This is a genomic window from Priestia sp. YIM B13551 (assembly GCF_042787905.1).
GTDB lineage: Bacteria > Bacillota > Bacilli > Bacillales > Bacillaceae_H > Priestia.
In genome coordinates this window covers 489,923-501,655 of sequence record NZ_JBHZOX010000001.1, presented here as the reverse complement: position 1 = coordinate 501,655, position 11,733 = coordinate 489,923, and the positions used below count along the sequence as shown (strand labels likewise).

The following is an 11,733-nucleotide window of genomic DNA, read 5'->3' as shown; positions in this document are numbered from 1 at the left end:
AGGGTAACAATATGAGTCAGACTAAAACCGAACTGTTACAAGGAAATTTATATATTAACGGCGAGTGGATAAGTGAAGAGGAGCAAACCTATTTTGAAAGTATAAACCCTGCAACACAAGAGCTCGTCGGAACGTGCGCAGCCGCTACGGCTAGTCAAGTCGATGATGCGGTAAAAGCGGCTAGTACAGCCTACAGCCACTGGAAAAATACATCTATTCCTGAACGTGCAGCATTTTTAACAAAAGCAGCTGAGCTTTTTGAAGACAGAAAAGAAGAGCTAGCTCAAGTGATGACAAAAGAGATGGGAAAACCGCTGACAGAATCCATAGGCGAAGTTGGTGTCGTCATTGCAACAGCTCAATATATGGCGGGAGAAGGAAGACGTTTGTTTGGCGAAATAGTGCCCGCTGGCTTTCCTGACCGAGATATAAAAATGGTTCGCGAACCGCTTGGAGTTGTGGCATGTATTACACCGTGGAACTTTCCTGTTTCTCTCGCTTCTTATAAAATGTTTGCCGCTTTAATCGCTGGCAATACCGTTGTCTGGAAGCCGGCTTCAGAAGTGGCGCTCTCAGCGAAGATTTTTATGGAAGTATTGCACGCTGCGGGGCTTCCAAAGGGAACAATTAACTTGCTTACAGGATCGGGCAGAATCGTTGGACAAAAGCTTGCTACGCACTCTGAAGTGAAAATTATCTCATTTACAGGTTCTACGGAAGTTGGTCAGCAGTTAGCAGAAATGAGCAGCAAAACCTTAAAACGAATTTCTTTAGAGCTAGGAGGAAAAAACGCTGTTATTGTATTAAAGGATGCCGATTTGGATAAAGCAGCAGAAGGAATTATTAAATCAGCATTTACGACAACGGGGCAGCGCTGTACAGCAGCTAGCAGAGTCATCGTGGAGCGTTCAGTAAAAGAAGAGCTTTTGAAAAAAGTAATAGCTCTTACAAAAGAAATGAAGGTTGGGAATGGCCTTGAACAAGGAGTTGTGATAGGACCGCTTGTTAATGAACAGCAATGCCGTTTAGTAGAAGATTACGTACAAAAAGCGGTAGAAGAAGGCGGGAATATTGCGTTTGGAGGTCGTGCTTTATCAGAGTTAGGAACTTGTTATTATATGCCTACTATCATTGATAACGTTCATTCTAACCACACAATTGCTCAAGAAGAGATTTTTGGCCCCGTGCTTGCTTTTATTGCAGTAAATGGCTATGAAGAAGCAATGAGCGTCAATAATGGAACGATGTACGGGCTCTCCACTTCTATTTATACAAGCAGCTTGCACTATGCCAGCCGAGCGGCAAAAGACGCTGTTAGCGGATTAGTCTATATCAATAACGGAACATCTAATGCTGAAATGGGGGTAGCATTCGGAGGAATGAAAATGTCTGGCAACGGCCACAGAGAAGTTTCTCATCATGCGTTTGATGTGATGACAGAATGGAAGTCTGTCTACACCAACTATTAATCTCGCACCTTAGCGAAAAGGAGGAGCACATGTCTTCACATCGCATTGGAATTGCCTTTTTTTATCATGAATCTCACAGCTTTAGTCCATTAAAAACAGAAATAGAACAGTTTGTACAAGAAGGCTATTTTGTTGGAACGGAAATATATAAAGCATACTCAGGAACCAAAACAGAAGTAGGGGGATTTTTAGATGTATTAAAGCAAGAGAAGCAGGTAGAAATCGTTCCCCTTGTTTGTGCAGCTGCAGTTCCGTCTGGGATCGTATCTTCTGAAGCTTATCACATAATTGAAAAGCAAATGTTGCACTCACTTACTCATGCGGGGCCGCTAGATGGTTTGTTAATCGCTTTGCACGGCGCAATGGTAGTAGAGCATCTTTTCGATCCTGAAGCTCATTTGTTAAGTCAGATAAGAAGCTGTATAGGAAGCAACGTTCCCATTGCTACTACGCTCGATATGCACGCAAATATCAGTGAAGATATGCTTACGTACACGCCGCTTCATTTTGGTTTTAAAACATATCCTCATGTTGATATGTACGAACAAGGAGTGAACGCTGCGCGAGCGCTTTTAACACAAGTAAAAGAAAGCGCTATCTATTATGCATCTTTAAAAAAATTGCCTATGCTTTTGCCGTCGATTAATATGCGAACCGCAGAAGGGCCGATGAAAAAAATGATTGATCTTGCTAAGCAAGCCGAGCAAGAAGCAGACGTATACAATGTTTCCATTTTTGGGGGCTTTCCGTATTCTGATATTCCAATTGCCGGAGCAAGCGTGCTCGTAACAGCTTTGAATCCTGAAACAGCAGAAAAAGTAGCAAAGAAACTAGCTTCTCAGTTTTGGAGTATAAAAGAAGAGTTTATCGTGGATTTGCCTACCGTTGAAGAAGGTCTGCAAACAGCGTTAAAACTATCAAGCGAACAGCCAATTGTGCTCGCTGATATAGCGGACAATCCTTTAAGCTGCGGAAGCGGCGATACCACAGAACTTTTGGAATACATGCTGAAGCTAAATATGCCGGGGACACTGTTTGGAGGTCTTTATGACCCTGAATCTATTGAACAATGCGTGCAAGCAGGAGTTGGGAATTACGTCTCTCTTTCCTTAGGAGGAAAAGTTTCTCCTGAGTTTGGAAAGCCCGTTGAAGTTGAAGCAAAGGTCATTGGTTTATCAGAAGGTGAGTTTTACAATTCGGGACCGTTTAATCAGCATTTGAAAGTAAATGTAAAAGGTGCAGCTCATATTCGAGTAGGAGAATTGGATATTTTGCTGATTGGAAGGCCGGTATCAGCAAACGATCCTGAACTTTTTCGCCATATCGGCATTGAGCCAGCGACGAAAAAAATCATCGGTTTAAAAGCTAAAAATCATTTCAGAGCCGCTTTTGAGCCGCTTGTAGGAGCTATCATCTATGTGGATGCACCAGGCGTAGCATCAAATCGCTTAACGACCTTTAATTATCAGCACATTCCAAATCCAATCTGGCCGCTGCAAGATGTCAAATATGAAAGTGAAAAAAGGAGGAAAGAAAAATGGATGCATTAAAAGAGCAGTACTATATCGAAGTGCCGGAATCGTTAAATCCGGAGCAGCAAAAGATGATGATTGAACTTGAAAAAGATGCGTTTCCGGGCATGGGAGCCGTTGATGAACAGACGCTTGTACCTTTAGCCCGCTACGGCAAGCTTATTCAATATTTCCAGGAAAATGACGCAAGGCCGATTGCCATTTGTGAGCTGCTTCGAGATTACAAAGATATCACAAAAGCTTATATCTTTGGTTTCTACGTCCGATCTGATAAACAAGGAAGCGGAATTGGACAGCTGTTTTTAGAAGAAATATTTTCGATTCTAAAAAAAGATAATTTCGAAAGCGTTTGTTTGACTGTGAATGTAAAAAATGAAGGGGCTGTGAAGCTGTATAAAAAAATGGACTTTACCATTAAAGAAACGCGAGCAGGAGAGTTTGGCGAAGGAGAAGATCGCTATTATATGGTGCGGTCAATTTCTTAGTAGAACATCTATTCAAAAAATAAACTTTGGAGGGAATATAAAATGAACAATACGTTATATAAAGCAAGCAGACACTGGAAAGAAATCGAGCTTTGGAAAGATGTAACGGACGAGCAGTGGAACGATTGGGTATGGCAGCTGACAAACACGATTAAAACATTGGAAGATTTAAAGAAAGTGATAAATTTAACACCTCAAGAAGAAGAAGGTGTTAAAATTGCAACCAAAACGATTCCGTTAAATATCACTCCTTACTACGCATGGTTAATGGATGAGAACGATCCGAAATGTCCAATCAGAATGCAGTCCGTTCCTATTTCAGAAGAACTGCATAAAACAAGGTATGATTTAGAAGATCCGCTTCATGAAGATGAAGATTCACCGGTTCCTGGGTTAACACACCGTTATCCCGACCGCGTGCTGTTTTTAGTTACAAATCAATGCTCTATGTACTGCCGCTACTGTACAAGAAGACGTTTTTCAGGGCAAATTGGCATGGGGGTTCCGAAAAAACAGCTGGATACAGCTATTAATTACATTGCAGCCAACCCTCAAATCCGTGATGTGTTAATTTCCGGAGGAGACGGCCTATTAATCAATGACAATATTTTAGAATATATTTTGAAAAATTTGCGCGATATTCCGCACGTAGAAATTATTCGTATCGGTACAAGAGCACCGGTGGTGTTCCCGCAGCGCATTACAGAAAACCTGTGCAATATCTTAAAAAAATATCATCCGGTTTGGCTAAATACGCACTTTAACACATCAATTGAAATTACAGAAGAATCAAAGCGTGCTTGTGAAATGCTTGCGAACGCAGGGGTTCCAGTTGGAAACCAAGCGGTTATTTTAGCCGGAATTAACGACAGCGTGCCAATCATGAAGCAGCTTATGCATGATTTAGTAAAAATTCGCGTGCGTCCTTATTACATTTATCAATGTGATTTATCAGAAGGAATCGGCCATTTCCGTGCGCCGATCAGTAAAGGGCTAGAAATTATGGAAGGACTTCGCGGCCATACGTCCGGCTATGCAGTTCCTACGTTTATCGTGGATGCTCCTGGAGGAGGCGGTAAAATTCCGCTGCAGCCAAACTACATTATTTCTCAAAGCTCCAATAAAGTAGTGCTTCGAAACTTTGAAGGTGTTATTACATCTTATCCGGAGCCGCAAAATTACCAAAGTGGTAGCGCAGAAGAATTTTATAAAAAAGTATATCCTGAAGTGTTTGAAAAATTTGAAAGCAACGGTGTTCTTTCGATTATTGATGATACAAAGTTCAACTTAACGCCGGAAGGTCTAAACCGTCTTGACCGCCGGAAAACGTATGACCAAAATCCAGAGCATAGCTCTTTGAAAGACAAGCGTGAAAAGCGCGATCAATTAAAAGAGAAAAAATTTGAAACGCAAATGAAAAAATACGAAACGGCGGGAGCGAAGGAGGAATAATATTGAAATGTCAATGGTGCGAATCCTATGAAGCGAAAGAGACGGATGCAACGGTTTATTGGGAGCTTCCTGACGGCACAAAAGCCATAGAAATTAAAGAGACGCCTTCCATTACATGTTCAGAATGCGGAATTACGTATCAAACAGATGAAACGGTAGGACACATTGAAGATCAACTGTTTTTAATCAACACCTCTGCCTTAGAAAAAAGTGTAACGTACGAACAGCTTATGAGCCTGCCTCGTCTATTAAAACGAAACTACTTTGATTTTTCAAAGTAAGCAATGAAGAGTCCATCTCCTACTTTTTATAGGAGATGGATATTCTTATACGCTTTACGTTAAACATGTGCGCATAGTTCATTTATAAAGGTGGGATAAGTATGGAAGCGGTCGATATAAATCGTAATGAAGAAGAAAAAAAGCAGGACGATAAGCATATAAAACGCCATTTAAAAGCACGCCATATGACCATGATTGCCATTGGAGGGTCAATAGGAACTGGCTTATTTCTAGCTACCGGATCATCCATCCAAACTGCTGGACCTGGAGGAGCGCTGATTGCTTACGGGGCCATTGGAATTATGGTTTACTTTCTCATGACTAGTCTTGGAGAAATGGCCACGTTTATGCCGGTCTCAGGTTCTTTTTCAACGTACGCCAGTCATTATGTAGACCCAGCTCTCGGCTTTGCGCTCGGCTGGAACTACTGGTTTAACTGGGCTGTTACGCTCGCTGTAGAAATAGCTGCTTCTGCTATTATCATGAAGTTTTGGTTCCCTGATGTGCCAAGTATTATCTGGAGCGCTTTGTTTTTAGGCTTAATTTTTTTACTTAATTTCCTATCTGTAAAAAGCTATGGAGAATCTGAATATTGGTTTGCTCTCGTAAAAGTAGTAACCATCATTGTGTTTATCGGAGTGGGACTTCTGACGATCTTTGGCATTTTTGGCGGTGAATATATTGGCTTTAAAAATTTTACATTAGAAGAAGCGCCGGTCAACGGCGGATTTCTGTCCGTACTAAGCATTTTCTTTATCGCGGGATTTTCTTTTCAAGGTACAGAGCTAGTCGGCATTGCGGCGGGGGAAAGTGAAAACCCTCAAAAAAATATACCAAAAGCCATTCGCCAAGTCTTTTGGCGCATTCTTCTATTTTATATTGCAGCCATTGCTGTAATCGGGCTCATCATTCCTTACACAAGTCCATCTCTTCTAGGAGGAGATGTGGATAACATTGCTGTTAGTCCATTTACGCTTGTTTTTGAAAAGGCAGGAATTGCTGCAGCTGCTTCAGTGATGAATGCTGTTATTCTTACCTCGGTTTTATCAGCCGGAACTTCTGGCTTATATGCTTCTACGCGAATGTTGTGGTCAATGGCAAATGAAGGGCAAGCGCCTAAAGCGCTTCGAAAAATTAATCGCCGAGGAATTCCAGTAAACGCGCTTGTTTTAACCACTATCATTGGCGGTCTTGCCTTTTTAACATCAATTTTTGGCGATCAAATGTATATGTGGCTTTTAAACGCTTCAGGCATGAGCGGATTTATTGCGTGGATCGGTATTGCCATCAGCCACTATCGTTTCCGAAAAGCATATGTTGCTTCAGGACAGGATATAAATGAACTGGCGTATAAAGCAAAATGGTTTCCTCTAGGTCCTGTTCTTGCATTTGGAATGTGCCTCATCGTTATTCTAGGTCAGAATTATCAAGCGGTACTTTCTGACAAAATTGATTGGTACGGCTTGACGGTCTCATACATCGGTCTGCCTCTCTTTTTAGCGACGTGGTGGGGATATAAAATAGCAAAGAAAACCAAGGTTGTACCTTTGCATGAGTGTATCCAAAGAGACGATAAGAAATAAAAAAGCTATACGGCTAACGATAAGTAAAAAAGGTGAACCTTGGACAACAAGGTTCACCTTTTCATTTATAAAAATCTATCATAGTAAGCTTTATTTTATAGATATCATAGCATAAAAAGTGATTTTTTTCCAGTCTGGTTTTTATTTTGTTTATTGATAAAATTCAAGAATACCACTGCATGCTAAGCGATTATGGAGGCTGAAAATCTTTGTACTTTAATAAGAAAAGGGGTTTGCAATGAGAATTTCTGCAGGTGTTGAAATGCTACAGTTGACTGCCAGAGCTTTTGACCAAGATATAATATTAAATCCTACATTAGTTTGGAATAACGATGAAGCTATTCTAATTGATACAGGAATGCCTGGGCAAACCGATCAACTGAAAGAGGCCTTGGGTGAATTGAATATATCTATTGAACAGCTAAAAGTAATTCTTTTAACACATCAAGATCTAGATCATATAGGATGTGCGACTGATATACGAAAAAAATCAAATGAAAATATCATCGTATATGCTCATGAATTTGATAAGCCGTATATTGAAGGGAAACTTCCGCTTATTAAAACGAATGCGAGTCGAATGAGTAACGAAGAGCTAGCAGCTATACCTGATGAAATAAAATATTTGTATAAAAATCCTCCAAAAGTTGACGTAGATATAGTATTAAAAGGGAGTCAAATGCTCCCATACTGTGAAGGCATTGAACCGATTTTTACCCCTGGACACACACCTGGGCATGTAAGTTTTTATTTAAGAAAATCAAAAACACTGGTTGCTGGAGATGCTTTAGTATTTGCAAATGGACAACTAATGGGACCTGTTAAACAAACGACCTTAAATATGGACCAAGCAGTTCACTCACTGGAAAAATTCTTACACTACGACATTGAGCATGTTATTTGTTATCATGGAGGGTATTTTCAAGGCTGTCCGAAAGAAGCGATTTTAAGGATAAAAGAACACATTGCACAGGGAGAAAGTTAAGGGGAAATGAACTTGTTTTTTTTGCTAGAACAAGTAAGGGAAAATAAAAACCAAAGGGGATGTATAAAATGTTTACACCAACTATCAGTGTCCGAAAAATAAATGATAATCTCATTATAAAATGGCAGCTTTCACACTTTACGATTCCGTTAGAAGACATTCTTGAAGTAACGGAAGATGACACGTACGGAGGTAAAGAAGCAAACGCCATTCGAATTGGCCCTCCGTACGGAACGACTGACCGCATTTTTATAAAAACGACCAATAAAAACTATCTGTTATTTACCTCAAACGCACCGGCTATATTAAACGAAATAAATTCATAACGACCATTACTAAATACGAGATATATAGGAGAGAAAAAATTGAAGATTAGCCGTACTTTCGATGCTGGTAAAATTGCCAAGCTTAATCAGTCTGTTCATCAACTGCATGTAGAATTATACCCGCAGCATTTTCAAACATATGATTTTCATCAGGTACATGAATTTTTTAAGAAAGTGATGAAAGACGATAGATTTATCTTTCTTTTAGGAGAAGACGAAGGTCAGCATGTAGGGTTCGCTTGGCTGGAAATAAAGCAGTATTCAGAAACAGTGTTTAAAAAAGCTTACGAGTCAATTTACGTGCATCAAATAAACATCGCAGAATCCTATAAAAACAAAGGGTTTGGTTCAAGTTTGATGAAAGAAATTTATAGCATTGCTCGTACAAACGACATAAATACAATTGAGTTAGATTATTGGAATGATAATACGATTGCCGAAAGCTTTTACGAAAAAGAAGGATTTGTTACGTATAGAAAAATGGCTTATAAAGAACTTTAAAAAGAGCATTTACTTGCTCTCTTTTTTATATCTAAGAAGCCATTTTCTTCATTTTAATTACTCAATAAAATAAAGTACGCGATTTGAGAACTTAACTCTTGAAAAATTTTTGTTTTACATTTATACTTACATTCTTGTTCGCGTAATGCGACAACTTACTTTATATTCAACTAGGAGGTATACAGATAGTATGGAAAATTTCATTTATCATAATCCCACAAAATTAATCTTCGGAAAAGATCAGCTTCAAGTATTATCAGAAGAACTCCCGAAATACGGAAAAAATATTTTGCTTGTATACGGCGGAGGAAGCATTAAGAAAAACGGTTTATACGATCAAGTTCTTACGCTGTTAAAAGAGTTAAACGTAAATATACATGAGTTAGCGGGCGTAGAGCCAAATCCTAGACTATCTACGGTACGAAAAGGAATTGAGATTTGCCGAAATGAAAACATTGACTTCATGTTAGCAGTCGGCGGAGGAAGCGTTATTGACTGCACAAAAGCAATCGCTGCCGGAGCTGAGTATGAAGGAGACGTCTGGGATATTATTAACAAAAAAGTAACGGCTACAAAAGCACTGCCGTTTGGAACGGTATTAACATTGGCAGCAACAGGTTCTGAAATGAATCCTGATTCTGTTATTACGAATTGGGAAACAAATGAAAAATACGTTTGGGGCAGCTCTGTTACGCATCCTGTATTTTCTATATTAGATCCTGTGAACACGATGTCTGTTCCTAGAGATCAAACTATCTACGGCATGGTAGACATGATGAGCCATGTATTTGAACAATATTTCCATAACGTGAAAAACACGCCTTTACAAGATCGTATGTGCTATTCCGTATTACAAACAGTAATTGAAACAGCACCGAAATTACTAGAAGATCTGCAAAGCTACGAGCACCGCGAAACGATTTTATATTCCGGAACAATCGCGCTAAACGGAACACTTCAAATGGGCTACTTTGGAGATTGGGCTTCACATACTATTGAACACGCAGTGTCAGCTGTATATGACATTCCTCACGCAGGCGGTTTAGCAATCCTATTCCCAAATTGGATGCGACACGTTGTAGATCAAGATGTAACTCGTATGAAGCGTGTAATGACAAGTATGTTCGATATTGAAACTGCAGGTAAAAGCGACAAAGAAATTGCGTTAGAAGGAATCGATAAGTTAAGCGCTTTTTGGTCCAGTCTTGGTGCACCTTCTCGCTTAGCAGATTACGATATCGGCGAAGAGCGACTAGACGAAATTGCTGGAATTGCTGCTCGTGAAATGGAGTACGGAGGTTTCGGTAACTTTAAAAAACTAAATAAAGATGATATTTTAGCTATTTTAAAAGCGTCACTGTAAAGTGAAAACCAAAAAGAAGGAGACATCTGTCTTCTTCTTTTTGGTTTATCTTATAAATGACTGGAAATTAAGTAGAGCAGGAAGAATGGTTTTTTTCTCAAATTTCAGTTAACAACTAAAGGAAAAGCTTTATAATTAAGTACAGAAAGAAAGTTTTAGAGAATTTAAGGGAGTGGGGAGATGAAAAGGTTTGCGCTAGCTTCATATGCGCTTTATTTGCTGGGCGGATTAGTCATTACAGCCGTAGGGTCCGTCTTACCGCAATTGTTAACACATTATCATGTGTCCTATACAGTTGGCGGACAGCTTGTATTATTAGGTTCTTTAGGATTTTTGATAGGAGTTCCGCTATCTTCTTTTCTATTAGGACGCTTCAGAGAAATGAATTTACTTACAATTGCCGCACTAATGATAGCGCTATCACAAATGGGTATGCTTTTATTGCCTCCATTTGAGTGGATTATTGCATTCAATTTTTTAAACGGTATTGGTGTAGCCGCATTGGAAGTAGTTGTAGCTACTTTAATGATGGAAGTATTTATCGGTAGAAGAGCTATTGTTATGAGTTATTTAGAAGTATCATTTGGTCTAGGTGCGCTGTTGATGCCGTTAGTAGCTAGCTTATTGATTTCACAGAACAGCTGGAGGTTTTCATTTTTTATAACGAGTGTACTAGCTTTACTAATGGTTGTGGTCTGCAAAATGATTCCTTTTAAAAAAGAGACTGTTTTAACTTCAGAAAGCGATTCTTCAGACGCCAACTCAGAACCTGCGCCTGTGCTTGCTAAAAATCAAAGATGGAAAATACTTGCTCTTTTTAGTGTGATGATTTTTATGTACGCCGGAGTAGAAAGCAGTATGAATAATTTTCTTTCGTCTATTTTTATCACGTATCTAGATGTAATTCCGTCACAGGCTACTTTAAGCATAAGCGTTTTTTGGGTGGCTATGCTAATAGGACGAGTGGCTACTGGATGGATTATTCGAATCGTTACATACGAACGCTATCTTTTTGGAAGCATTGGAGGAACAATTGTGAGTTTAGTGCTGTTTATCGTATTAAAAGAAGCTGTCGCAGGCTATATTTTATTAGGGTTTTTAGGGCTTGCAATGTCAGGTATCTATTCGATTACGATGGTATATGCTAATCATACATTTACCGGATCTGCTCGTATTGTAACAAGTTTAATTACTGGTTTTTCAGGGCTTGGAGGAGCTATTTTTCCTGCGCTTATTGGCTTTACTATGGACGCAAGCGGAATTACCTCAGCACTTTGGTACATAACAGCTTTTGCATGTTTATATCTTCTGGCGCTTTGCATCATTTTTTTCGTTCAGCGTGATGCAAAACAAAAAGCTAATAATCATTTGCAGCCTATGAAATAAATGTTACGTCAAAAAAAGAAGTGAATCATAAGTTCACTTCTTTTTCTTTTTATTTTCTCTTTCGTTATAGGAAACAAAAAGGGTTCACATAAATTCAAACAAGAAAGTGAAAAATGGATATATCTATGAAAAAGTAGCGCAATATGAAAGAAGTGAATATAAAGGATCCCGCATTAAACCCCGACATTGCATTAAAAAGAATACTAAATGAGATGGCTGAAAAAGATGTAACTTTATAAATGGTTAATATCTATTTTATAAAAATTCTCATTAAATTTTTTCTAACAATATCTTTATAATCAAATAGCAAAATTCCTGCTTTTAATTTCGCTTTAGTATTAACCCTATAACCCATTCTTTTCTTAACTTT

At 39.0% G+C, this 11,733-nt stretch carries 11 protein-coding genes; all 11 read left to right on the top strand.

The window, feature by feature from the left end; all coding sequences use genetic code 11:
- Positions 1-11: 11 nt before the first annotated feature.
- The 11 genes from ACFX4N_RS02600 (at position 12) to ACFX4N_RS02550 (ending at position 11,363) form a co-directional block, all read left to right on the top strand.
- Positions 12-1,469 (top strand): aldehyde dehydrogenase family protein, encoded by a 1,458-nt coding sequence (locus ACFX4N_RS02600; protein WP_098546795.1) that lies wholly within the window; start codon positions 12-14, stop codon positions 1,467-1,469.
- Positions 1,470-1,498: 29 nt separating this feature from the next.
- Entirely contained in the window at positions 1,499-3,019 is a 1,521-nt protein-coding gene (locus tag ACFX4N_RS02595) for a M81 family metallopeptidase (protein ID WP_057273189.1), read from the top strand.
- Entirely contained in the window at positions 3,007-3,486 is a 480-nt protein-coding gene (locus tag ACFX4N_RS02590; RefSeq protein WP_013057074.1) for a GNAT family N-acetyltransferase, read from the top strand. Before ACFX4N_RS02595 ends, ACFX4N_RS02590 begins: the two co-directional genes overlap by 13 nt.
- A gap of 42 nt (positions 3,487-3,528) precedes the next feature.
- Entirely contained in the window at positions 3,529-4,938 is a 1,410-nt protein-coding gene (gene kamA, locus ACFX4N_RS02585; protein ID WP_013057075.1) for a lysine 2,3-aminomutase, read from the top strand.
- 2 nt (positions 4,939-4,940) lie between these two features.
- A complete protein-coding gene (locus ACFX4N_RS02580; protein WP_013057076.1) occupies positions 4,941-5,219 on the top strand; it encodes a YokU family protein in 279 nt (92 codons plus the stop codon).
- 101 nt (positions 5,220-5,320) lie between these two features.
- Positions 5,321-6,802, top strand: a complete 1,482-nt coding sequence (locus tag ACFX4N_RS02575) for an amino acid permease (protein ID WP_029321808.1) — start codon at positions 5,321-5,323, stop codon at positions 6,800-6,802.
- A gap of 238 nt (positions 6,803-7,040) precedes the next feature.
- A complete protein-coding gene (locus ACFX4N_RS02570; protein ID WP_057273190.1) occupies positions 7,041-7,787 on the top strand; it encodes an MBL fold metallo-hydrolase in 747 nt (248 codons plus the stop codon).
- A 68-nt stretch (positions 7,788-7,855) separates the two neighbouring features.
- Complete coding sequence (locus tag ACFX4N_RS02565; protein ID WP_034652033.1) at positions 7,856-8,113, top strand: SunI/YnzG family protein; 258 nt, start codon at positions 7,856-7,858, stop codon at positions 8,111-8,113.
- 39 nt (positions 8,114-8,152) lie between these two features.
- Positions 8,153-8,614, top strand: coding sequence for a GNAT family N-acetyltransferase (locus tag ACFX4N_RS02560; RefSeq protein ID WP_013057080.1), 462 nt, complete (start codon positions 8,153-8,155; stop codon positions 8,612-8,614).
- 190 nt (positions 8,615-8,804) lie between these two features.
- Positions 8,805-9,977 (top strand): iron-containing alcohol dehydrogenase, encoded by a 1,173-nt coding sequence (locus ACFX4N_RS02555; RefSeq protein ID WP_057273191.1) that lies wholly within the window; start codon positions 8,805-8,807, stop codon positions 9,975-9,977.
- Between the two features lie 180 nt (positions 9,978-10,157).
- Entirely contained in the window at positions 10,158-11,363 is a 1,206-nt protein-coding gene (locus tag ACFX4N_RS02550; RefSeq protein WP_192100421.1) for an MFS transporter, read from the top strand.
- Positions 11,364-11,733: the final 370 nt, after the last annotated feature.

Bases quoted from the DNA above. Each gene is read 5' to 3' on its own strand.
- ACFX4N_RS02550 (WP_192100421.1), top strand. From the start codon at position 10,158: ATGAAAAGGTTTGCGCTAGCTTCATATGCGCTTTATTTGCTGGGCGGA.
- ACFX4N_RS02595 (WP_057273189.1), top strand. From the start codon at position 1,499: ATGTCTTCACATCGCATTGGAATTGCCTTTTTTTATCATGAATCTCAC.
- ACFX4N_RS02600 (WP_098546795.1), top strand. From the start codon at position 12: ATGAGTCAGACTAAAACCGAACTGTTACAAGGAAATTTATATATTAAC.
- ACFX4N_RS02565 (WP_034652033.1), top strand. From the start codon at position 7,856: ATGTTTACACCAACTATCAGTGTCCGAAAAATAAATGATAATCTCATT.
- kamA (WP_013057075.1), top strand. From the start codon at position 3,529: ATGAACAATACGTTATATAAAGCAAGCAGACACTGGAAAGAAATCGAG.
- ACFX4N_RS02575 (WP_029321808.1), top strand. From the start codon at position 5,321: ATGGAAGCGGTCGATATAAATCGTAATGAAGAAGAAAAAAAGCAGGAC.
- ACFX4N_RS02590 (WP_013057074.1), top strand. From the start codon at position 3,007: ATGGATGCATTAAAAGAGCAGTACTATATCGAAGTGCCGGAATCGTTA.
- ACFX4N_RS02570 (WP_057273190.1), top strand. From the start codon at position 7,041: ATGAGAATTTCTGCAGGTGTTGAAATGCTACAGTTGACTGCCAGAGCT.
- ACFX4N_RS02555 (WP_057273191.1), top strand. From the start codon at position 8,805: ATGGAAAATTTCATTTATCATAATCCCACAAAATTAATCTTCGGAAAA.